General features: G+C 71.6%; 24 protein-coding genes. 12 read left to right on the top strand and 12 right to left on the bottom strand.

Annotated elements, in window-relative coordinates; all coding sequences use genetic code 11:
* Nucleotide 1: 1 nt before the first annotated feature.
* From ACH4FX_RS06670 to ACH4FX_RS06650, 5 genes are all read left to right on the top strand, one after another.
* A complete protein-coding gene (locus ACH4FX_RS06670; RefSeq protein WP_398475834.1) occupies nucleotides 2-1,348 on the top strand; it encodes a glycosyltransferase in 1,347 nt (448 codons plus the stop codon).
* Nucleotides 1,345-3,459: an ArnT family glycosyltransferase gene (locus ACH4FX_RS06665; RefSeq protein ID WP_398475832.1), complete on the top strand. Its 2,115-nt coding sequence runs from the start codon at nucleotides 1,345-1,347 to the stop codon at nucleotides 3,457-3,459. Before ACH4FX_RS06670 ends, ACH4FX_RS06665 begins: the two co-directional genes overlap by 4 nt.
* Nucleotides 3,460-3,587: 128 nt before the next feature.
* The gene (locus ACH4FX_RS06660; protein ID WP_398475830.1) at nucleotides 3,588-5,240 is read left to right on the top strand and encodes an MFS transporter; all 1,653 of its coding nucleotides are present in this window, start codon (nucleotides 3,588-3,590) and stop codon (nucleotides 5,238-5,240) included.
* A 43-nt stretch (nucleotides 5,241-5,283) separates the two neighbouring features.
* Nucleotides 5,284-6,093: a TetR/AcrR family transcriptional regulator gene (locus ACH4FX_RS06655; protein WP_398475828.1), complete on the top strand. Its 810-nt coding sequence runs from the start codon at nucleotides 5,284-5,286 to the stop codon at nucleotides 6,091-6,093.
* Between the two features lie 174 nt (nucleotides 6,094-6,267).
* Nucleotides 6,268-6,504 carry a chaplin gene (locus ACH4FX_RS06650; protein ID WP_361152799.1) on the top strand — a complete coding sequence of 79 codons (237 nt, stop codon included), beginning with the start codon at nucleotides 6,268-6,270 and terminating at the stop codon, nucleotides 6,502-6,504.
* 96 nt (nucleotides 6,505-6,600) lie between these two features.
* Here ACH4FX_RS06650 and ACH4FX_RS06645 read toward each other — a convergent pair whose 3' ends face one another.
* From ACH4FX_RS06645 to ACH4FX_RS06625, 5 genes are all read right to left on the bottom strand, one after another.
* On the bottom strand, nucleotides 6,601-7,461 hold the full coding sequence (locus ACH4FX_RS06645; RefSeq protein ID WP_398475826.1) for a YceI family protein: 861 nt from the start codon (nucleotides 7,459-7,461) through the stop codon (nucleotides 6,601-6,603).
* 210 nt (nucleotides 7,462-7,671) lie between these two features.
* Complete coding sequence (locus ACH4FX_RS06640) at nucleotides 7,672-10,245, bottom strand: MFS transporter (RefSeq protein WP_398475824.1); 2,574 nt, start codon at nucleotides 10,243-10,245, stop codon at nucleotides 7,672-7,674.
* A gap of 11 nt (nucleotides 10,246-10,256) precedes the next feature.
* Nucleotides 10,257-10,727, bottom strand: a complete 471-nt coding sequence (locus ACH4FX_RS06635) for a MarR family winged helix-turn-helix transcriptional regulator (RefSeq protein WP_398475822.1) — start codon at nucleotides 10,725-10,727, stop codon at nucleotides 10,257-10,259.
* A gap of 266 nt (nucleotides 10,728-10,993) precedes the next feature.
* Nucleotides 10,994-11,377 carry a VOC family protein gene (locus ACH4FX_RS06630; protein ID WP_398475820.1) on the bottom strand — a complete coding sequence of 128 codons (384 nt, stop codon included), beginning with the start codon at nucleotides 11,375-11,377 and terminating at the stop codon, nucleotides 10,994-10,996.
* A 108-nt stretch (nucleotides 11,378-11,485) separates the two neighbouring features.
* On the bottom strand, nucleotides 11,486-12,172 hold the full coding sequence (locus ACH4FX_RS06625; protein WP_398475819.1) for a TetR/AcrR family transcriptional regulator: 687 nt from the start codon (nucleotides 12,170-12,172) through the stop codon (nucleotides 11,486-11,488).
* A gap of 75 nt (nucleotides 12,173-12,247) precedes the next feature.
* On the opposite strand from ACH4FX_RS06625, the gene ACH4FX_RS06620 reads away from it, so the two are divergent.
* Both ACH4FX_RS06620 and ACH4FX_RS06615 read left to right on the top strand, forming a co-directional pair.
* Nucleotides 12,248-13,789, top strand: coding sequence for a monooxygenase (locus tag ACH4FX_RS06620; protein WP_398476398.1), 1,542 nt, complete (start codon nucleotides 12,248-12,250; stop codon nucleotides 13,787-13,789).
* Nucleotides 13,790-13,843: 54 nt separating this feature from the next.
* Nucleotides 13,844-14,065, top strand: coding sequence for a hypothetical protein (locus tag ACH4FX_RS06615; RefSeq protein WP_398475817.1), 222 nt, complete (start codon nucleotides 13,844-13,846; stop codon nucleotides 14,063-14,065).
* A 49-nt stretch (nucleotides 14,066-14,114) separates the two neighbouring features.
* Here the strand turns inward: ACH4FX_RS06615 and ACH4FX_RS06610 are convergent, their stop codons facing one another.
* Nucleotides 14,115-14,462, bottom strand: coding sequence for a hypothetical protein (locus ACH4FX_RS06610; protein ID WP_398475816.1), 348 nt, complete (start codon nucleotides 14,460-14,462; stop codon nucleotides 14,115-14,117).
* The gene (locus tag ACH4FX_RS06605; RefSeq protein ID WP_398475814.1) at nucleotides 14,459-14,797 is read right to left on the bottom strand and encodes a hypothetical protein; all 339 of its coding nucleotides are present in this window, start codon (nucleotides 14,795-14,797) and stop codon (nucleotides 14,459-14,461) included. The genes ACH4FX_RS06610 and ACH4FX_RS06605 overlap by 4 nt, the downstream gene beginning before the upstream one ends.
* A gap of 91 nt (nucleotides 14,798-14,888) precedes the next feature.
* Between ACH4FX_RS06605 and ACH4FX_RS06600 the strand changes: the two genes are divergently transcribed.
* On the top strand, nucleotides 14,889-15,137 hold the full coding sequence (locus ACH4FX_RS06600) for a GntR family transcriptional regulator (RefSeq protein ID WP_398476396.1): 249 nt from the start codon (nucleotides 14,889-14,891) through the stop codon (nucleotides 15,135-15,137).
* Between the two features lie 26 nt (nucleotides 15,138-15,163).
* Nucleotides 15,164-15,811, top strand: a complete 648-nt coding sequence (locus ACH4FX_RS06595; protein WP_398475812.1) for a class I SAM-dependent methyltransferase — start codon at nucleotides 15,164-15,166, stop codon at nucleotides 15,809-15,811.
* A gap of 70 nt (nucleotides 15,812-15,881) precedes the next feature.
* Here the strand turns inward: ACH4FX_RS06595 and ACH4FX_RS06590 are convergent, their stop codons facing one another.
* Together ACH4FX_RS06590 and ACH4FX_RS06585 are read right to left on the bottom strand one after the other, a co-directional pair.
* On the bottom strand, nucleotides 15,882-16,088 hold the full coding sequence (locus tag ACH4FX_RS06590; protein ID WP_398475810.1) for a tautomerase family protein: 207 nt from the start codon (nucleotides 16,086-16,088) through the stop codon (nucleotides 15,882-15,884).
* A 150-nt stretch (nucleotides 16,089-16,238) separates the two neighbouring features.
* Complete coding sequence (locus ACH4FX_RS06585; protein ID WP_398475809.1) at nucleotides 16,239-16,997, bottom strand: SDR family oxidoreductase; 759 nt, start codon at nucleotides 16,995-16,997, stop codon at nucleotides 16,239-16,241.
* A 98-nt stretch (nucleotides 16,998-17,095) separates the two neighbouring features.
* Here ACH4FX_RS06585 and ACH4FX_RS06580 point away from each other — a divergent pair, with 98 nt between their 5' ends.
* A complete protein-coding gene (locus tag ACH4FX_RS06580; protein ID WP_398475808.1) occupies nucleotides 17,096-17,953 on the top strand; it encodes a helix-turn-helix transcriptional regulator in 858 nt (285 codons plus the stop codon).
* A 61-nt stretch (nucleotides 17,954-18,014) separates the two neighbouring features.
* Here ACH4FX_RS06580 and ACH4FX_RS06575 read toward each other — a convergent pair whose 3' ends face one another.
* Together ACH4FX_RS06575 and ACH4FX_RS06570 are read right to left on the bottom strand one after the other, a co-directional pair.
* Nucleotides 18,015-18,461 (bottom strand): cupin domain-containing protein, encoded by a 447-nt coding sequence (locus tag ACH4FX_RS06575; RefSeq protein WP_398475807.1) that lies wholly within the window; start codon nucleotides 18,459-18,461, stop codon nucleotides 18,015-18,017.
* A gap of 120 nt (nucleotides 18,462-18,581) precedes the next feature.
* Entirely contained in the window at nucleotides 18,582-19,286 is a 705-nt protein-coding gene (locus tag ACH4FX_RS06570) for a hypothetical protein (protein WP_398475806.1), read from the bottom strand.
* A gap of 254 nt (nucleotides 19,287-19,540) precedes the next feature.
* On the opposite strand from ACH4FX_RS06570, the gene ACH4FX_RS06565 reads away from it, so the two are divergent.
* Nucleotides 19,541-20,191, top strand: coding sequence for a CatB-related O-acetyltransferase (locus tag ACH4FX_RS06565; protein WP_398475805.1), 651 nt, complete (start codon nucleotides 19,541-19,543; stop codon nucleotides 20,189-20,191).
* A gap of 63 nt (nucleotides 20,192-20,254) precedes the next feature.
* Here the strand turns inward: ACH4FX_RS06565 and ACH4FX_RS06560 are convergent, their stop codons facing one another.
* Nucleotides 20,255-20,686, bottom strand: a complete 432-nt coding sequence (locus tag ACH4FX_RS06560; protein WP_398475803.1) for an ankyrin repeat domain-containing protein — start codon at nucleotides 20,684-20,686, stop codon at nucleotides 20,255-20,257.
* 322 nt (nucleotides 20,687-21,008) lie between these two features.
* Between ACH4FX_RS06560 and ACH4FX_RS06555 the strand changes: the two genes are divergently transcribed.
* Complete coding sequence (locus ACH4FX_RS06555; RefSeq protein WP_398475801.1) at nucleotides 21,009-21,713, top strand: hypothetical protein; 705 nt, start codon at nucleotides 21,009-21,011, stop codon at nucleotides 21,711-21,713.
* The last annotated feature ends 15 nt before the right edge of the window (nucleotides 21,714-21,728 follow it).

The raw sequence follows: 21,728 nt of genomic DNA, 5'->3' as shown, positions 1-21,728 counted from the left end.
CATGACGACGACACAGCCGGCCCAGACCCCACTGGGCTCCCTGCCGCCCCGTGAGCATCTGCGCCTCGGCCAGATCGACACGGTGCTCGATGTCGTGATCCCCGTCTACAACGAGGAGTCCGACCTGGAGCCCTGCGTTCGGCGGCTCCACGACCACCTCTCCCGCACCTTTCCGTACGGCTTCCGGATCACCGTCGCGGACAACGCGAGCACGGACCGCACACCCGAGATCTCCGCGTCGCTGGACGAGGCGATCGACGAGGTGACGGCCGTGCGCCTGGAGGAGAAGGGCCGCGGCCGGGCGCTGCGCACCGTGTGGTCCCTCTCCGACGCCCCGGTGCTCGCCTACATGGACGTCGATCTGTCCACCGATCTGAACGCGCTGCTGCCGCTGGTCGCACCGCTGATCTCGGGCCACTCCGACCTGGCGATCGGTTCGCGCCTGGCGCGCAGTTCGCGGGTGGTGCGCGGACCCAAGCGGGAGTTCATCTCCCGCTCGTACAACCTCATCCTGCGCGGCTCGCTGGCCGCCCGCTTCTCCGACGCGCAGTGCGGTTTCAAGGCGGTACGGGGCGATGTCGCCGAGCGGCTGCTGCCCATGGTCGAGGACAGCGGCTGGTTCTTCGACACCGAGATGCTGGTCCTCGCGGAGCGCGCCGGGCTGCGCATCCACGAGGTGCCGGTGGACTGGGTGGACGATCCGCACAGCACCGTGCACATCGTGCGGACGGCCACCGAGGACCTCAAGGGCGTCTGGCGCGTGGGGCGCGCGCTGGCGACCGGCGCGCTGCCGCTCGACCGGCTCGCGCGCCCCTTCGGCGACGACCCGCGCGACCGCGAACTGACCGGCGTACCGCGCGGCCTGGCCCGCCAGGTCATGGGCTTCTGTGTGGTCGGCGCCCTCAGCACGCTGCTCTACCTCGGTCTCTACTCGCTCTTCCGGCTCGGCGTCGGGCCGCAGGCGGCCAATGCCGCCGCGCTGCTGCTGTCCGCGATCGGCAATACGGCGGCGAACCGGCGGCTGACCTTCGGCGTACGGGGACGTGACCGCGTCGTACGCCACCAGGCCCAGGGGCTCGTCGTCTTCGGCATCGGCCTGGCCCTGACCAGCGGCTCGCTGGCCGCACTGGACGCCGCGGCAGGCGATCCCGCGCACGGCACCGAGATGGCCGTCCTGGTGGCCGCGAACCTCGCGGCGACGCTGCTGCGGTTCCTGCTCTTCCGGGCGTGGGTCTTCACGGACCGGGAGCGGGAGGGCGGGGGCGCCCGAACAGGCGGTCACAGCCGGGGCACCGCCCCGGATCAGCACACGGCCGAACCGGCCCGCCTCGACAGGAGCGCGCGATGACCACGCACCATCCCCGCCTCACCGCACCGGCGGAGGACCCGGACGCGGACCCGGACGCGGACCCGGACGCGGCCCAGGCCCCACCCCCGGAACCCACCCCGCCCCCCGCCACCCCCCGCTGGGCCCGCCCCGCCCTCCTCGCGCTGCTTCTGGCCACCGCCGTGCTCTACCTCTGGGATTTGGGCGCCTCCGGTTACGCGAACCAGTTCTACTCGGCGGCGGCCCAGGCCGGTTCGGCGAGCTGGAAGGCGTTCTTCTTCGGTTCGTCGGACGCCGCCAACTCCATCACCGTCGACAAGCCGCCGGCCGCCCTGTGGCCGATGGCCCTGTCCGTACGGCTCTTCGGTCTCAGCTCGTGGGCGATCCTGGTGCCGGAGGCGCTGATGGGCGTCGCCACGGTCGGGGTGCTGTACGCGGCCGTACGACGCCGCTTCGGCGTGGGCGCCGGGCTCTTCGCGGGCGCGCTGCTGGCGCTGACGCCGGTCGCCGCCCTGATGTTCCGCTTCAACAACCCCGACGCGCTGCTGTGCCTGCTGATGGTCTGCGCTGTCCACTGCGTGCTGCGCGGCCTGGAGGACGCCCGTACCAAGTGGCTGCTGCTGGCGGGCGTCTGCTTCGGCCTCGCCTTCCTGACCAAGACGCTCCAGGCGTGGCTGATCCTGCCGCCGCTGGCGGTCGTGTACACGGTCTGCGCGCCCACCACGCTGCGCCACCGGATCGGCCAGCTGCTGCTGGCCGGGCTGGCGATGGTGCTGTCCGGCGGCTGGTGGGTCGCGCTCGTGGAACTGTGGCCGGCCGCCTCGCGCCCGTACATCGGTGGCTCGCAGCACAACAGCTTTCTGGAGCTGACCTTCGGCTACAACGGCCTCGGCCGCATCAACGGCAACGAGACCGGCAGCGTGGGCGGCGGCCAGGCCGGCAGCGGTGGTGGTGGCTGGGGAGACACCGGCATCACCCGGCTCTTCACCTCCGACATGGGCGGCCAGATCTCCTGGCTGCTGCCCGCGGCATTCCTGCTGCTGGCCGCGGGGCTGGTGGTGCTGCGGCGGGTCCGCCGGACCGATGCCGCGCGCGCCGCGTTCCTGGTGTGGGGCGGGGCGCTGCTGATGACGTTCGCGACGTTCAGCTTCATGTCCGGGATCTTCCACCAGTACTACAACGTGGCGCTGGCGCCGTACATCGCGGCGCTGGTCGCGATGGGCACGACGCTGCTGTGGCAGCGGCGGTCCCGTACGGCCGCCGTCCTGGTGCTGGCGGGCACCGTCGCGGTGACGGCGGCCTGGGCGTACGTCCTGCTGGCCCGCTCGCCGCAGTGGCTGCCGTGGCTGCGCTGGACCGTGGTCGCGGTCGGCGCCGTGGCGGCGCTGGGGCTGCTGTTGTCCGTACGGATGGGCCGGCGGCTGGCCGTGGTGGCGGCCGGTCTTGGGGTCGCCGCCGGGCTGGGCGGCCCGGTCGCGTACGCGGCGAACACGGTCGGGATCCCGCACACCGGGTCGATCGTCACGGCGGGGCCGAAGGTCGAGGGCGCCGGGGGCCGGCACGGCGGCATGATCGTCATCGGCGGTCCCGGGCCGGGCGGGAAGGGGAACGGCAAGGACGGCAAGGGCAGCAACGGCGGGCCACCGCCGGGCCAGGGCCAGGGAGGCGGTCAGAGCCAGGCGCAGGGCCGAGGCGGGCCCCCGGGCTCCCCCGGCACCGGCGACCGCGGCGGCTCGCGCCACAACAGCCTCGGCGGTCTCCTCGATGGCCGGCGGGTCAGCGCCAAGGCCAAGGCCGCCCTCCAGCGCAACGCGGCCGACTACACCTGGGCAGCCGCCGCCATCGGTTCCCAGAACGCCGCCGGTTACCAGCTCGCCACCGGGCTGCCGGTCATGCCCGTCGGCGGTTTCAACGGCAGCGACCCGTCACCGACGCTGGACCAGTTCAAGGAGTACGTACGCCAGGGAAAGATCCACTATTTCGTCGGCGGTGGAATGGGCGGCGGTTTCTTCGGCGCGAACGGCCGCAGCACCTCCAGCTCGTCCGACATCACGAGCTGGGTCGAGAAGAACTTCAAGAAGGTCACCGTCGGCAATACGACGCTCTACGACCTGACCCATCCCGTCTCATGACGTAGTCCATCGGCGGTCCCCGGGCCGTTCCCCACCACCCAATAATTGACTGTACGGCGTATAACGCTCCCTGTACGGTGTATGTGTCCCGGTGTTCCGCTCGCTTTCACTCCGTACAGGGAGCCTGTATGTCCTCCGTGGCCCCCGGCGCCACACCACCCTTGTCCCCGGCCCGCAATCCCGCCCGCTGGCTCATCCTCGCCGTCATCTGCCTCGCGCAGCTGACTGTCCTGCTCGACAACACCGTCCTGAACGTCGCCGTCCCCTCGCTCACCGAGGAGATGGGCGCCACCACCGCCGACGTGCAGTGGATGCTCAACGCGTACTCGCTGGTCCAGTCCGGCCTGCTGCTCACCGCCGGCAACGCCGCCGACCGCTACGGCCGCAAGAAGATGCTCGCGCTCGGCCTGGTGCTGTTCGGCGTCGCCTCGCTGGCCGCCTCCCTCGCCCAGTCGCCCGGCCAGCTGATCGCGGCCCGCGCCGGCATGGGCGTCGGCGGAGCCCTGCTGATGACGACCACGCTCGCCGTCGTCATGCAGATATTCGACGACGCCGAGCGGCCCAAGGCCATCGGCATCTGGAGCTCGGTCAACTCGCTCGGCTTCGCCGCCGGGCCGCTGATCGGCGGCACACTGCTGGCCCACTACTGGTGGGGCGCGCTGTTCCTGATCAACATCCCGGTTGCCCTGATCGGGCTGGTCGCCGTACTGCGGCTCGTCCCCGAGTCGAAGAACCCCAGTGGCGACCGCCCCGACCTGGTCGGTGCCGTGCTCTCCATGATCGGCATGGTGGGCGTGGTCTTCGCGATCATCTCCGGGCCGGGCAGTGGCTGGCTCTCCGGCCGGGTGCTGGTCTCCGCCGCCGTCGGCATCGTGGGCCTGGCCGTCTTCACGCTGTGGGAGCTGCACGTCCCGCACCCGATGCTGGACATGCACTTCTTCCGCAACAGCCGGTTCATCGGCGCCGTCTCCGGCGGCATCCTGGTGGCCTTCGGCCTGGGCGGGTCGATGTTCCTGCTCACCCAGCACCTGCAACTGGTCCTCGGCTACGGCCCGTTGGAGGCCGGTCTGCGGATGGCGCCGCTGGCGCTGATGGTCGTCGCGCTGAACTTCACCGGCCTCGGTGTCCGGCTGCTGCCCAAGCTGGGCACCCCCGGCATGATCGTGACGGGTATGAGCCTGCTGGCCGGCGGTCTGGCCGCCATCGCCACGCTGGGCAGCGACAGCTACGGCGGCATGCTGCTGGGCCTGCTGCTGATGGGCGTCGGCGTGGCGTTCGCGATGCCCACCATGGCCAACGCGATCATGTCCGCGATCCCGGTGGAGAAGGCCGGGGTCGGCGCGGGCGTGAACGGCACGCTGATGGAGTTCGGCCAGGGCCTGGGCGTCGCGGTCCTCGGCGCGGTGCTCAACTCCCGCTTCGCCGCGCTGCTCCCGGCGGTCGCGGTGGGCGCCGGCTCGCTGCCCGCCGCGCTGGCCATGACCCGTACCGACGCGGACCGGACGGCCGTGCACGACGCGTTCGCCGCCGGTATCGGCACCAGCCAACTGGTGGGCGCGGCGGCCGTCTTCCTCGGCGGGCTGCTCGCGGCGTTCCTGCTGCGCCGCGCGGAGCGCGCCCGTCCGGTACCGGGCGACGGCGCACAGCCGGCGGATGTTCCCGGGGACGGCCCGGACCCGGCACGCCTTCACAAGGCTGCCGACCCGGCGCGCGTCCCCGGGGCCACCACCCCGGCCGACGGCCCGGCCGGCCCTGGTCCGGCCGCCGCCCGGCCGGAATAGCATCGACCGCGTACCACTGCGTGACGGAAAGGGAGGGCGCGAGATGGCCGCGACATCGGGCCGCGCCGGAAAACGGCCGAGCAGCGTATGGCTGGCCGAGCGCCCTCCGGTGAGACGGAAGGCGGACCAGCCGGCCGGACTGGACCTCGACAAGATCGTCGCGGCCACGGTCCGGCTGCTGGACGCCGACGGCCTGGCGAAGTTCTCCATGCGCCGCCTCGCCGCCGAGCTGGGCGTCACCGCCATGTCCGTCTACTGGTACGTGGACACCAAGGACGACCTGCTGGAACTGGCCATGGACGCGGTGGCGGGCGAGATGGAGCTGCCCGACGAGTCCGACGAACGGGCCGACTGGCGCGACCAGCTGCGCCACCTCGCCACCGAGTACCGCGCGATGCTGCTCGCCCACCCCTGGATGCCGAGGCTGCTGGGGCAGTACCTCAACTTCGGGCCGCGCTCGATGGCCTTCTCCAACGCGACGCTGCGGGTGATGGCGCGCAGCGGCCTGCCGAAGGAGTCGACGTCGGGGGCGCTGGCGGCGGTCTTCCAGTTCGTCTACGGCTTCGCCACCATCCAGGGCCTGCACCGCGCCCGCTGCCAGGCCCAGGGCAGCAGCCTGGACGAGTACTTCCAGAAGGTCGTGGGCACCGTGCAGGACCGGCCGGAGTTCGCCGAGACGATGGAGCTGACCGTCAACGCGACGTACGCCCGCGAGGGACTGTCCGCCGAACAGATGCTGGACGACGACTTCGCCTTCGCCCTCGACCTCCAGATCGCGGGCATCGAGGCGATGCGGGAGCGCGTACAGAAAAGGGAAGCGGAGGGGCTGCCGCACCAGGACGACAGGTCCTGACGAGGCCCGGGACCGGCCCCTATCACCCCGGCCGGGAACATGCGGCCCCAGCGCGTCCGGACGCGTGAAGCCGCCCCGCCGAACGTGGGCATCGGTCGTACCGTCCGTTTTTCGGGCCCCCGGCGCGTGTACCTCTTTCCTGATCATTTCTCAGCGCAGCGTAAGGAGCTCCATATGCGCGTTCGTACCACCATCAGCGCGGGTGTCCTGACCGTCGCCGCCGTCCTCGGCAGCGTCGGTACCGCCGTCGCCGACGCCGGGGCGGGTGCCAAGGTCGCCAACTCGCCCGGCATCCTGTCGGGCAACGCCATCCAGGTACCGATCGACCTCGGCCTGAACCTCTGTGGCAACACCATCGATGTCATCGGTCTGCTGAACCCCGCCACGGGCAACAAGTGCAAGACCAACTGACGGAAGCCCCTGCACGACGGTGCCCCGCCCCTTGCAGTGCAAAGGGCGGGGCACCGTCGCATGCGGCCCCGGGGTCGGGGGTGGGGCCGCGGATCGTCAGGCCGTGGGCAGGGTCTCGCCCTGGACGGCCTGGATGTCCAGCTCGACCCTCAGGGTCGTGCCGATCGCCGCGATACCGGCGGCGACGACCTGGTTGTAGTTCATCTTGAAGTCCTCGCGGCGCAGCTCCGCGGTGGCGTTGAAGGCCGCCCGCACGCCGCCCCACGGGTCGGGGCCCGTGCCGAGGTAGCTCAGGTTCAGGTCCACCGGACGGACCACGCCGCGCAGCGACAGGTCGCCGTGCACGGTCCAGCGGTCGGGACCGGCCGGCTCCAGGCCGGTGCTGCGGTAGGTCATCTCCGGGTACTGCTCGACGTCCAGGAAGTCCCCGGTGCGCAGGTGCCCGTCGCGCATCCCGTTGCCGGTGTCGACCGACGCCGTCTTGATGACCGCCTCGACCGACGACTTCTCCAGGTCCTCGGCGATCTCGATGCGCCCGGCGAAGTCCAGGAAGCGGCCGTGCACGCTGGTGATGCCCAGGTGCTGGGCCGTCGCCGCGACCGTCGAGTGCATCGGGTCGATGGTCCAGGTGCCGGGCGGCGGCAGCTCGGCCCCGCCCTGCCGCGCCAGCACCACGGTGCCGACGTCCATCCGGCCGCTCGCCGTCACGATCGCGCTGGAGGCCACCGGCGCGTAGCCGACCGCCGTCACGATCACCGTGTACGGGCCGGGGGCCAGCGGCTGCGCGTCCCGTACGGCGCCGTCCTCGTCGGCCTGCGCACGCAGCACCTGGGTGCCGGTCATGTCGGTGACGGTCAGCACCGCGTGCTGCACCGCCCAGCCGTCCCGTGTACGGACCTGCGCACGGACGCCCGCGCCCTTGGCCGGTCCCGCCGCTGCCGCACCCGTCGAACTCATTCCCACTCCCGTTCTCGCCTCTCACATGTCGGGCTCCGGGCGGCGGCACGCAGGCCGTCCCCTGCCTGTGCGCGTACCGCCGCCGGAGCCCTGGGGTCCGGTCCGCGGGCCTTTCCGCTCAGAAGGCCACCGCGGACCGGGGTCTTGTCCCCCGGTTCGTACCGGGGTCCCCGGGGGCCGCCGCCGTACGGCAGGCCCCCGGGCCCGGGATCACTCGCCGGGGTGGGCGAGCTCGACGTCGTAGCCGTCGACCCCGCGCGCGTCGACCGTCAGGCCGTTGGCGACCGGCGGGTAGCCGCTCGCGATGACCGTGTAGTCGCCCGCGTCCAGGTCGGTGAAGGCGTACGCGCCGTCCTCACCGGTGGTGGAGGTGGCCACGACGTTGCCCGCCGCGTCCACGAGGGTGACCCGCGCGTCCGGCAGCGGACGCCGCTCGGCACCCGCCCGCACGACGCCCTGCACCCGGGCGCCCGACAGCAGCTCGATCTCCATACGGGTCGTGCCCTGGCCGCCGACCTCGGCCGGCAGCGCCGTCGGGCGGTAGTCGGCCGCGTTGACGGCGATGGTGTAGGTGCCGGGGGCCAGCTCGTCGAAGGAGAAGAAGCCCTCCTCGCCGGTCTTGCCGGTGGCCAGCACCTCGCCGCGCACGTCGGTGACCACGACCATCGCGTCCGCCACCGGCTCGCCGGTGACCGCGCTGCGGACCTGGCCGCCCAGGCCGCTGGTGCCGCTGAGCAGGATGTCGTAGCCGAGGCCCTCGTCGCCGACGACGACCGTGGACGCCTGCGGCTGGTGGCCGTCGGCCGCCGCGATCAGCACGTACGAACCGGCGCCGGGGGCGTTCAGCACGTACGAGCCGTTGGCCTGGGCCACCGAGCGGCCCAGCTGGCGCCCGCTGAGCGAGATCAGCGTGACCGCGGAGTTCGCGACCGGGTGGCCCTCCGCGTTGCGGACTGAGCCGTGGATCGCCGGACCGGCCGGGATCTCGTCACCGCCGCCCGCCGAGGCGTACGCCGCCAGCGGCTGCGTGGTGGCCGACGCCGCCGGCTGCTGCGCCCAGGCGGGCGAGCGGCCGTCGTCGTCCCGGCCCGCCGGGGCACCCGCGCCCACCAGGGCGGGCTCCGGCTGCGGCGCCGCGGCGGCGGCCTGGTTGGCCGCACCGGCCGGCGCGGCCTCGGGGGTGGCCGCCTGCGCCATGCCGCCCTGGGTCTTCAGCGCGACCTCCTTGATGAACAGCGTCAGCAGGAAGGCGAGCAGCGCGCACGGAGCCGCGTACAGGAAGACGTCGCCGACGCCGTGCCCGTAGGCGCTTTCCATGATCGTCCGGAACGGGGCCGGGAGGGCGTCCAGGTCCGGGATGCCACCACCGGAGCCGGCGCCGCCCTGGGCGAACTTCGCCGCGGCCTGCGGGCCGAGCTCCTGCACGCCGTCCTTGACGTAGTGCGTGACCCGGTTGGCGAGCACCGCGCCGAGCGCCGAGACGCCCACCGCACCACCGAGGGAGCGGAAGAAGGTCACGACCGACGAGGCGGAGCCGAGGTCCTGCGGGGCGACCTGGTTCTGCGTGCACAGCACCAGGTTCTGCATCATCATGCCGATGCCGAGGCCCATCAGCGCCATGAAGATCGCGATGTGCCAGTACTCGGTGTCGTAGCGGATGGTGCCCAGCAGGCCCAGGCCCGCGGTCACCAGCACGCCACCGGAGACCAGCCACGCCTTCCACTTGCCGGTCTTGGTGATGACCTGGCCGGAGACGGTCGAGGAGATGAACAGACCGCCGATCATCGGGATCGTCATGATCCCGGACATCGTCGGCGACTTGCCGCGCGCCAGCTGGAAGTACTGGCTGAAGAAGACGGTGCCGGAGAACATCGCGATACCGACGAACAGCGAGGCCAGCGAGGCGAGGGTGATCGTCTTGTTGCGGAACAGCCGCAGCGGGACGATCGGCTCGCTCGCCCTCGACTCGACGAACACGAAGATCGCGCCGAGCACGATCGAGCCGCCGACCATGGCGAGGGTCTGCCAGGAGATCCAGTCGTACTTGTCACCGGCCAGCGTCACCCACACCAGCAGCAGCGAGACCGCCGCGCTGATGAAGAAGGCACCCGCCCAGTCGACCTTGACGTCCCGCTTGACCACGGGCAGCTTCAGGGTCTTCTGGAGGACGATCAGGGCGATCACCGCGAACGGCACACCCACGTAGAAGCACCAGCGCCAGCCCATCCAGCTGGTGTCGGTGATGACGCCGCCCAGCAGCGGGCCGCCGACGGTGGCGACCGCGAAGGTGGCGCCGATGTAGCCGCTGTACCGGCCGCGCTCCCGCGGCGAGATCATCGCGGCCATGACGATCTGGGCCAGCGCGGACAGCCCGCCCACGCCGATGCCCTGGACGACGCGGCAGGCGATCAGCATGCCCGCGTTCTGCGACAGACCGGCCACCACCGAGCCCGCCACGTAGATCACCAGGGCGACCTGCACCAGCAGCTTCTTGCTGAACAGGTCGGAGAGCTTGCCCCACAGCGGGGTGGCCGCGGTCATCGCCAGCAGCGACGCGGTCACGACCCAGGTGTAGGCGCTCTGGCCGCCCTTGAGGTCATGGATGATCTCGGGCAGCGCGTTCGAGACGATCGTCGAGGACAGGATGGCGACGAACATGCCGAGCAGCAGCCCGGATATCGCCTCCATGATCTGACGGTGCGACATGGGCGCCCCGTCGGGAGCCGGGTGGCCCCCGTGCTTGGCGTGGCCGCCCCGCACACCGGATGGTGTGGTCGTAGCCATGTGGTTCCTTTTCATTCCGCGGGTGTGCGGGTCGTTTCGTGGTGCGCCCGGGTCCGGCAGTCGCCGAAGCTCGTGCGGAGCCGGGCGAGCAACTCGTTCAGACGGCCGACGTCGCTGTCGGACCAGTCGTCCAGGTACCGGGCGAGTGATGCGGTGTAGCGCTCGGAGAGCTCCGCGAGGAGCAGCCGGCCGCTCGGTGTCAGCCGCACCAGCCGCGACCGCTTGTCCTGGGGATCGGGCTCCCGCTCGATCCAGCCGCGTTCGGCGACGTGGGCCACGTGCCGGCTGGTGACCGACATGTCGATCGCGAGCAGCTCCGCCAGCTTGCTCATCCGCATCTCGCCGTACCGGTCGAGCAGCGTGAGCACCCCGGCCGAGGCGGGCGGACAGTCGGGCGGCAGGATCCGCCCCATCTCCCGCTTGACGGCACCGATGGCACTGAGCTGCCGGGCCAGCTCCTCGTACTGACTCTGAGCGGCCATGGGCACCTCCGCACTTCTTCTTTTGTTGCCTAGAGCAACCGTAGAACCACTTGGTTGCTGAAGGCAAACGATTCTGCGGTACGGAAAGTAAAGGAACCCAAAAGGTTGGCAAGATCAACGGTCAAGGGGTGGGGGAGAAGGCGTAAAGGCCCTGGTGGGCGGGGGTGGGGCGGGGCCCCGGGGAACTCTGGGGTGACGTACGCGCGTAACGGGCGCCGACGTACGCGCGGACCGGGCCCGACGGCGCTCTGGCGGCGGACGCCGGATCAGACGGGCTTCAGCTGCCCGTCCAGCAGACAGAACTCGTTGCCCTCGGGATCGGCCAGGACACGCCAGCTCTCATCGCCGGACTGGCCCACGTCGGCGGGTACGGCGCCCAGTGCGAGCAGCCGGGCCAGCTCGGCGTCCCGGTCGCGGTCGGTGGCGCTGACGTCGATGTGCAGCGGCAGCTTGCCGCGCCGGGGCTCGCGGCCCGCGTTGAAGACGAGGGCCGGCTGTGCTCCGCCGAATCCGGCGCCGGGCGGGCCGATCGCGATGCTGCCGTCCGCTTCCCGCTCCAGCTCGACGTAGCCGAGGACATCGCACCAGAACGCGGCCAGCCGGTCAGGGTCTTCCGCGTCGATGACGAGTTCGCTGATGCGGCATGCCATGGCGTGAGCATAGGCGCGCCGGCCCGCCCCCGTCCCCCCTCGCGCCCCACTGGCGAACGGCCGTGGCGGGCCCTGCGCATTCCGGCGGTCGGAACGGTACGGTCCGGGTCATTCCGCCGCCGGTGGCGCGTGCCGCGCCCGCAGCCCCTCGATGATCAGATCGAGCCCGAACTCGAAGAGACGGGTGTAGTCCGTGCTGGTGAGGGCGGGCAGGGTGGCGCCGAGGTGCGGGTACGTCCCCGCCGTCACGGCGTCGCGCAGGAGTCCCACGCTCTCGGGGCCGCCCTCCGCCTGTAGGGCCGCCTGCTCCTCCAGGGTGTGGCCCACCGTGAAGTTGACCACCGTGTAGAGCGCGCGGGCCGCGGCGTCGTCACCGAAGCCCGCGTCGCGCAGCACGCCCACGAACGCGTCGGCGAAGCCGAGCACGCTCGCCCCGGTCGCGTGCGTACCGGCGAAGACGCGCGCGCCGTCGCGGTGGGCGAGCAGGGCGGTGCGTTCGGCGCGGGCGAGGGCGGCCAGCCGCTCGCTCCAGTCGCCGCCCGCCGCGCCGTCCGATGCGGCGGCTGCCTCGGCGACGCCTTCCAGCATCCGCTCCGCCATGGCGGTGAGCAGGTCCTGCTTCGTCGCGAAATAGCGGTACAGAGCGCCGGCCTGCACGCCCATCGCGTCGGCGAGCCGCCGCATGGTCAGCGCGTCCAGGCCCGACTGGTCCAGCAGGTCGAGCGCGGTGTTCAGGGTGCGGGCGCGGTCGAGCCGGGCGGGCCGGCCGCGGGTCGGGCTTGACGGGGAACTCATGGACCTCACTATAGTGAACGGCGTTCACGTGAACGCTGTTCACTAATTTGGGAGGACCACTCCATGGACCACTCCATGAACGTCGATGTGATCGTGGTGGGCGCGGGCCCGACCGGGCTGATGCTCGCCTGCGAACTGGCGCTGGCCGGCGTACGGGCCCGGGTGCTGGAGCGCCGTACCGCACCCCAGCGGGACTCCCGGGCGCTCAGCCTGCACCCGCGCAGCGTCGAGCTGATGGACCAGCGCGGGCTGCTCGACCGCTTCCTGCCGCTCGGCCGGCCCGTGCCCGGCTGGCACTTCGCCATGCTCCCCACCCAGCTGGACTTCTCCGCGCTGGACTCCCGGCACGGCTACTCGCTGTTCCTCGCCCAGGCGCGTACGGAGGCGCTGCTGGCGGAGCGGGCCGGGGAGCTGGACGTCGTGATCGAGCGTGGGTACGAGGTCACCGGGCTGCGCCAGGACGCCGACGGAGTCGACGTGACGGTGCGCGGCCGGGACGGCGGTGTCGAGACCGTACGCACCGGCTACGTCGTCGGCTGCGACGGCGGACGCAGCGTCGTACGGCAGAACGCCGGGATCGGCTTCCCGGGTACGGACGAGACGCTCACCGGTGTGCTCGGCGACTTCACGGTGATCGACGACGACCCGGCGGTCCTCGACGCCGCCCGCGCGGGGGGCGTACTGGTCGCGCCGCTGGAGGACGGACTGAAGCGGCTGGTCTACATCGACCCGGAGCGGATGCGGGTGCCGGCCGCCGAGCCCGTCACCCTGGAGGAGATCCGCGCGTCCCTGGTCCGCCTCTGCGGCACCGACTGCGGCGTCGCGGAGCCCCGTTGGCTCTCCCGCTTCGGCAACGCCACCCGGCTCGCCGAGAGCTACCGCGCCGGCCGTGTCCTGCTCGCGGGCGACGCCGCGCACATCCACTTCCCCGCCGCGGGCCAGGGCCTGAACACCGGTCTCCAGGACGCCGTGAACCTCGGCTGGAAGCTGGCCGCCGCCGTCAACGGCTGGGCGCCGCCCGGCCTGCTGGACACATACGACGCGGAACGCCGCCCCGTCGGCCGGACCGTCACCGAGAACACCGAGATCCAGACCCTGCTGGCCGAACTGACGCTCGTACCGCAGTACCAGCGCCCCGCCGCGGCCCTGCGCACGCTCTTCGACGAACTCCTCGGCATGGAACCGGTCAACCGCACGCTCGCCGCCCGGGTCTCCGCGCTCGGCACCGCCTACCCGCCGCCGTCCCCCGGTGCCGACCCGCTGGTCGGACGGCGGATGCCGGACATCGGCCTGACCGCCGCGCGGTCGGACGCGATACGGGTCTACGAACTGCTCCCCGCTGGCCGGTTCGTCCACCTCGACCTCGCGGGCGACGCCCCGGACCTCGAAGCGGACGTCACCCCCGGCTGGGGCGGACGCGTCACCGCCGTCACCGTCACCGGCCGGGACGCCCACGCGGACCTGGACGGCGTGACGGAGATTCTCGTCCGCCCCGACGGCCACGTGGCCTGGGCCACCCGCTCCACCGGCCTCCGGGCCCGGCGCGCCGAGCGGCACGCGGCGCTGACGGCGTGGGCCGGGACGCCGGCTTACGAGGGACACGCAACTGTGCTGTGACGCACGGGGCCCAGGGGTGTGCCGGGCATGCCCGGTTCGCTAGGGTCCTGGCCTATGGCGAACTACCAGCAGAACCCGGCCAACGGCCAGCACGACCCGGCCGGCAGCACGCAGATGTTCCGCGCCTTCGTGGACGAGGGCGCGGCGCCCCAGGCCGGCGGCCGCCGGGCCGCGGCCCGGCAGCAGTCGTCCGCCGGGCCCCGCATCGGTGTCATCGTCGGCGTGATCGTCGCGATCGCGGTCGTCGTCGGCGCCGCGTGGCTCGCGCTGAGCTGACCGTACGCGTACGGGTTGCCGCGTACGTACGCGACGGCCTGACACCCCTTCACTCGGCCGCGGCCAAGCGGCCGACACCCCCTTCACCGCCCCCCACGCCAAGGCCGGGAACCCGCCGGCCTCGGCTGTCGGCCACCCGTAGCGCGTCGTGCAGCGCCTCGACCAACCGGTTGGCGAGGAACCGCAGTTCACTGACCGAGGCGTCGGGCTCGGCGAGCAGTGCGCCCGCGTGATCGAGCAGTTCCGTCCCCATGTCGAGCTGCGCCGCCTCCATGTCATCGGCCAGCCGCGACACGTACCCGTCGCCGTCCGTGGACAGCAGGCACTGCTTCCCGCCCTCCTGCGACCAGGGCAGCAGCCGCACCCCTGACAGCGGCCCCTCCCCGCCCCCGCTCACGCGGCGAACTCCCCGCGGAGCGCGGCGATGCGCGCGGTGAACCGTGCTTGCTGCTCGTACGCCCGTACCTCGAAGGCGACGAGGTACGGGCGCACGAGAGCGGAGGCGTCCCCGTCGAGCGGAGTGTCGAGCACCCGTGACACACGCCTGGGGGAGGGGCGCAGGGGCGTGCGGTGGGTTGTGAAGGGCGTGGTCGGCGTAGGCGAGAGAAGTTCCCTCACCCTCGCGGCGAATCGGCGGATACGGTGGCGCATGTCGGCGCTCTTTTCGTTGAGGGAGGCGTTGACCACGCCCCGGGGGTGGTGGTGCACCCGCCGGGGCTCGGCCTTGCTCATGGCGTGCATCCTATCGGCTCCTGTATATACCTAGGCCCCTACGGGAGCATCTATGCCGGGTTAGTTACCCATGCGTAGAGTCCCGTTCGTGATGGAGTTCGATCCGACGCGGCCCAAGTGGACGCAGATTGCCGATGTGATCCGAGAGCGGATCGCGAGCGGGGCCTACCCTCCGCGCCACCTCATCTCCGAAGTGAAGATGGAGCAGGAGTTCGGCGTCGCGCGCGTAACGGTACGGAAGGTGACCGCCGCCCTCCGGAAAGAAGGGCTCATCGTCACGACGCCCGGCATGGGCTCCTTCGTCTCGGCGACTCGGCCGACGGAGTCCCCCGAGTCGTAGCCCCGCCCTCCCGATACGGTCTCCGGGTGACCGAACTCGACACCTCGCACGCCACCCGTACGGCCTACGACGCCATCGCCCGCACCTATGCGGAGTTGTTCCACGACCAGTTGCGCGACCGGCCCTTGGAGCGCGCCCTTCTGGGCGTCTTCGCGGAGCTGGTGCGGGCGAACGGTGACGGCGCGGTCGCGGACCTCGGTTGCGGGCCGGGTGACATCACGGCCCACCTCCACGGGCTGGGCCTGAACGCCTTCGGCGTCGACGCCTCCCCTGTGATGATCGAGCTGGCGCGCGAAGCCAACCCCCGGCTGCGGTTCGAGGTCGGCTCGATGGCCGCGCTGGACATCGGGGACGGCGCGCTCGGCGGGGTGCTCTCGCGGTGGTCCGTCATCCACACCCCGCCGAAGGACGTGCCCGCCATCCTCGCCGAGATGGCCCGGGTCCTGGCTCCCGGCGGACACCTGTTGATCGGCTTCCCGGCCACGGACGGTCCCGACGACGAGCCGCAGTCCTACGACCACGCGGTGGCGACGGCCTTCCGCTGGTCCCCCGACCGCCTCGCCGGACTGCTGCGCGCTCACGGACTGGCGGAGTCGGCCCGCCTGGTGATCGAACCCAAACCCACCGATCAGCGGCAGTTCCGGGAAGTCCAGCTCCTCGCCTGCAAGGCGTAGACCGTGTCTGGGCCCTGACGCTTTCCACATCGAAAGCCTGCCGCTGCGCCGGCCCGGTGCCCCGGGCTGGTCAACTACGGCCGAGCATTTCGGCGTCGAGAATGGTCCCGCCCAGGCTCCAGCCGCCGTCGGCGACCTCTTCGAGGATCACGAGCGTGGTCGCGCGGGCACGCTCCCCGTAGACGTCGGCGAACGCGTCGGTGACGGCGTCCTGGAGCTTCTTCTTGGACTCGGCCGTGAGCGTGTCGGCGGGAACCTTGAGGTTGGCGAAGGGCATGAGGTGGTCCTTTCCGATGGTGAACGGGGCACAGGGTGGCTTCGGAGGCCAGGGGGCCGCCGATGCCCATGCGGTGGTAGAACTCCGCGCGGACGCGGTCCGCGACGGCGGGAACGACCTCGCTGCCGTCACGGGGGGCGGACGCCGCCGTCAGGCCATGCCGCCGTTCGCGCGCAGGACCTGGCCGTTGACCCAGTGGCCTTCGGGGCTGGTGAGGAAGGCGACCACGTGGGCGATGTCGGCCGGCGTCCCCAAGCGCTCCAGCGGCGGGGTCTTCGCGAGCGCCTCGACCTTCTCGTCCGTCTTGCCGTCCAGGAACATATCGGTCGCCGTCGGCCCGGGGGCGACGGTGTTGACGGTGACGTCCCGGCCCCGCAGCTCCCGCGCGAGAATCAGGGTGATCGCCTCGACGGCCCCCTTGCCGGCGGCGTAGGCACCGTAGGCGGGGAACTGGGTAGCGATCACGGAGGTCGAGAAGGCGACGAAGGAACCGCCCGCGCGCAGCCGGCGGGCGGCCTGCTGCGCGACGACGAAGGTGCCGCGGATGTTGGTGCGGTGCATCGCGTCGAGCACGCTCAGATCGAGGTCGGCGATCGGGGACAGCGCCATCCGTCCGGCGCAGTTCACCACGGCGTCCACACCGCCGAATTCGGCCTCCACCTGATCGAACACAGCGGCGACGGCATGTTCGTCGGCGACGTCGGCCTGGAATGCGACCGCCTGGCCGCCGGCCGCGGTGATCGCCTTCACCGCTTCCCGGGCGGCGGCGGAGTCGCTTGCGTAGGTGACGGCCACGATCACGCCCTCGTGGGCCAGGCGCTCGGCAACGGCGCGCCCGATGCCGCGCGAGCCGCCGGTGACGACGGCGACTCGGCGGGGCGCTTCAGCAGCGGTGTCGGTGGGGTTCATGTTCTCCACGCTGCGGCACTCGCAGCGCGTGTACCAGGGGATGTCATCCCCTGTGTCAGCGGCACACCGGCGGGCCGGCATCGCGCAGACTGGGGTGTGTGGGTTCCCGGAAATACACCGAACTGGGCGCTTTCCTGCGCTCGCGCCGCGAGCGCATCCGCCCCGAGGACGTCGGCCTCGTCGCAGGCCCGCGCCGCCGTGTGCCGGGGCTGCGCCGTGACGAGGTGGCGCAGCTCGCGGGTGCCTCGGTCGACTACTACAACGAGATCGAGCGGGGCGCGGGGTCACAGCCCTCGGAGCAGATGCTCGCCGCGCTGGCCCGCGCGCTGCGTCTGACGTCGGACGAGCGCGACTACCTCTACCGCCTCGCCGAGCGTCCCCTGCCCGCGCACGGCGGGCCCCAGTCGCATGTGCACCCCGGGATGATGGACCTGCTCACCCGGCTGACCTCCACCCCGGCGCAGGTCATCACCGACCTGCACGTCACGCTCGTACAGAACCCCCTCGCCATCGCCCTGCTCGGCGACCAGTCGGCGTTCCGCGGCAAGAACGTGAGCTTCGTCCACCGCTGGTTCACGGACCCCGACGCACGCCGCCTCTACCCGGAAGCCGATCACGACGCACAGTCCCGCTCGTTCGTCGCCGATCTGAGGGCCGCCGCGGCACGCCGCGACGCGAAAGACCCCCAGGCCCGCGCCCTGATCGACGAACTGAACGCCTGTTCACCCGAGTTCGCCTGCCTGTGGGCCCGGCACGAGGTCCAAGTCCGTCGGCACGACCGCAAGCGCATCATCCATCCCGCACTCGGCACGCTGGAGGTCAACTGCCTCAACCTCTTCAGCGAGGACGGCCGGCAGCGGCTGCTCTGGTTCACCCCCGCGCTGGGCACGGACAGCGCCGACAAACTGGACCTGCTCGCCGTCATCGGCACCCAGCTCACCGATGCCCCCCGCTGACCGGCCCCGGTTACCGTGCTTCCGGTGCCTCTGACGCCCCAGGTTCCCCCGATGCCCCTGGTTACCCCGACGCCTCCGGTGCCTCGTGCCGGTACAGCTCCGGTACCGAGACCTTGACCGGTTCCTGTGTGGTGCGGGCGATCAGGACGACCACGGGCTCGTCCGGATCGGGGTTCTCCTCGCGGTGCGGGACGAACGGCGGGACGAGCAGGAAGTCGCCGGGGCCCGCCTCGACCCGTACCTCCTCGGTGCCGTCGTGGTAGACGAAGACGGGGTGGCCGCTGACCACGTAGATGCCCGCCTCCGACTCACCGTGGTGGTGGTTGTCCGTCGCGCTCAGCGGCGGGTTCTCGACCAGGCCCATCCACAGCTTCTTCGAGCCGACGGTGCCGCCGCTGATGGCGGTGTGACCGTCCAGTTCGTCGGCCCGGACGTGGTGTACGCGGTTGGGCTGCGGCCGGTTTCCTTCGGCGGTCGATGCGGTTCCGACACTGTCGTGGAAGGTCATCGTGTTGCCCCCTGTTTCTCCGGATGGCCCTGAGGAGGCACCAGGGTGCGACTGCCCGTACGGGACTGGCAACATTATTTGCCGGGATGGCAATTGCCGCCGCTGGGCGGCCGGGGCGTGTCAGCCTGTGGTTCCCGAGATGAGGTCCCGGATCTTCTCGTGCTGCTGCCGGGGGATCTCCGCGGGGAGCGCGCCCGAGTATTTGGCGAGTACGCCGCCGGTGCGCACAACGGTGATGGGCACGGTGGCGTCCATCGCGTAGCTCTGAATTTTCCAGGTGAAGGCGACCGCGTCGTCCCCGGCCCCCGGCGCCGGCCACTTCCCGATGAGGATCCCCGCGTCCGGTTCGCTGTACGCCTGGGTGTAGGCGACGAACTCGTGGCACAGGGGCAGGGCTTCCTTGAGGGACCTGATCACCTCCGACGCCTCCGCGACGGAGTAACTGGCCAGCACGATCGCGTGGAGCTTTGTGAAGTCGGTCGGCCCGGCCTTGTGGTTCCCCGTCGACACCTGGGCCGAGACCCTCGCCGCGGGCTGGTGCCGCACATGATCCAGCTCGAAGTCGAGCAGGGCGCGGCAGGCCTTGGGGCTGTCGGGGCTCAGGGGCGAACTCGTGCGCGTGCTGCTGGGGGAGGGGCCGGCCGTACCGGACGGGCCGGCCGTACCGGATGGCTCGTGGGGCATGACGGTGTACCCCTGGAAGGCGTCGCCGGACGGCATTACGGACCTCAGGTCGGCCTCGGTCAGCGGCTCGGGGCGCGGAGCCCTCGGCGGGTTCGCGGTCCCGCAGGACGCGGTGCCCGCCAGGCAGACCGTGACGGTCACGGCTGCAACAGCGGCACGTAGCGAACGGAACATCAGGCCCCCTAGGTCGATACGGCCATTCTGTCCCACGCCGGCGATCACCACGAGCTGCGCCGGAGCCGCGGCAGGGGACGGGCGTTGTCGACGGGTTCGACCGCCTGCGTACGGCGATCGAGGCGACGGGTAAACCGGTCGCCCGGGGCGGCGTCGGTGGAGATCATGCGGGGGAGGCCGCGCCCCGGCCCCACCCACCACCTACGAGAGGCCCACCCGCCATGCCACTTGTCCCCGCCGACCCGAACGTCCTGCACCCGATGCCGGGCCAGCCGCGCGTGGTGCTGCTGAAGCCGTTGGTCACCTCGCCGTTGATCGAGGTCGGTGAGTTCTCGTACTACGACGATCCGGACGACCCGACCGCGTTCGAGAAGCGGAACGTCCTGTACCACTACGGGCCCGAGAAGCTGGTCATCGGGAAGTTCTGCGCGCTCGGCGAGGGGGTGCGCTTCATCATGAACGGCGCCAACCACCGGATGGACGGCCCCTCGACCTTCCCCTTCCCGATCATGGGCGGCTCGTGGGCCGACCACTTCGACCTGATCAGCGGCCTGCCCGGGAAGGGCGACACCGTCGTCGGCAACGACGTGTGGTTCGGCTACCGGTCCATGGTCATGCCCGGCGTCCGGATCGGGCACGGGGCGGTCATCGCCTCCGGGGCCGTGGTCGTCGACGACGTACCTGATTACGGCATCGTCGGCGGCAACCCGGCCCGGCTGATCCGCCGCCGCCACTCCGACGCGGACGTGGCCCGCCTGCTCGAACTGGCCTGGTGGGACTGGCCGGCCGAGCACATCACGGAACACGTACGGACGATCATGTCCGGCACGGTGGAGGAACTGGCGGCGGTGGCGCCGGGAGCCACACCGTAACGGCCCCACAGGCGGGCAACGGCCACTCAGACCGGCATCGTCGGTCAGGCGGGCAACGGCCGTTCAGGAGGCCCGGGGACGCGCGCCCGCCGCGACGAGCAGCGCCGCCGTCTCCGGGTGGGGCTGGAATTCCTTCGTGGCCCAGTCGAGCGGAGAGAGTCCGGTGCCGCCGTCCTCGCGGAGGTTCGGGTCCGCGCCGTGGGCGAGGAGTTCCCGTACGACGTCGAGGTGCCCCCAGGCCGCCGCCGCGCACAGCGGGGTGCCTTCGGCGCCGTGCCCGCTTTCCGCGTCCGGCGCGGCCCCGGCGGCCAGGAGCAGGCGGGCGGTGGCGGCGTCGCCGTGTACGGAGGCGGCGTACAGGGGCGTCGTACCGTCCGCGTTCGCGGTGCCCGGCTGCGCCCCGGCCCGCAGCAACGCGGCGACCTCCCGGTCCCCGTCGAACATCACCGCCGACACCAGCCGGTTCGCCAGCTTCTTCTGCCGTCTACGGTTCACGCTCCACCTTCCGTACGTGCGCGCCCGGCGCAGCCGAAGATACCGGTCGACCGGTGGTCGCGCCGCCCCCGGAGCAAGTGCGGAGACCGCCGCGCCGGGGCTCGGTCGGCGGCGGAACGGACCATTGGCCTAGACCTTCTGAAGTTGCTGGGAAAAGACCCGGTACGGCCGCATATGTGTCCTGCGTAACACCGCAAAAAGATCTTGATGTGGTGTGATCTGCGGGACCAAACGGGCGCATCCCCCGAAGTGGGAGATGCGCTCGCAATTACATCTGGACACGGGGTATCCGTACATGAAGTTCTCTGCCACGAGAGGTGGAATGTTCACCCGCGGCGCCATGCTCGTCGCCTCCGTCACCGCCGGCGCCGTCCTGGCCACCGCCACCGGTGCCCAGGCCGCGCAGGCCGGCCCGCACCGGCCCGCCGACCGCGCCGCGGCTGTGCAGCCCGCCGACCAGGCCGGCTTCACCGCGGCCGAGCTGGAGCAGGGCAAGACGCTGGCCGACGGCATAGCCGAACTCGGCATCAGTGAGGACCAGTTCGCCAAGGCGCTGGACATCGCGCTCACCCGCACCATCGACACCCACGGCCTGCGCGAGCGGCTTGCGGCGCTGCCGGCCTCCCCGACCGCCCAGCAGACCGCCGAGGCCGCCTACCCCGGCGACACCGAGGCCCAGGCCGCCATGCTGCCCGTCCTGGCCAACGAGAAGGTCCGCTACACCACTCTGCAGAACCTGGGTGCGCAGAGCGGCGAGCAGGCCCCCGCGGTGGCCTTCGGCTGGTGGGACAAGACCAAGTTCATCGTCGGCTGCGCCGCGGCGGTCGCGGGCGTGCTGATCTCCTTCGTCCCCGCCGGCTCGGGCGTCAGGGTGGCCCGCGCGGTCAAGCTGTTCAAGAGCTACGGCGCCAAGAAGACGGCCGAGATCCTTTGGCGCTTCATGAAGGGCAAGCACGTAGGTTCGAAGGAGCGGGAGGCCGTGAAGGCGTTCATCGGCATCAGCGCCATCCAGAAGGCCTGCACCTGACCTCGTCGGAGGTGG

The sequence above is a fragment of the Streptomyces sp. NPDC018019 genome, assembly GCF_044327805.1.
Taxonomy (GTDB): Bacteria; Actinomycetota; Actinomycetes; order Streptomycetales; family Streptomycetaceae; genus Streptomyces.
This window is presented reverse-complemented; position numbering and strand designations above follow the sequence as displayed.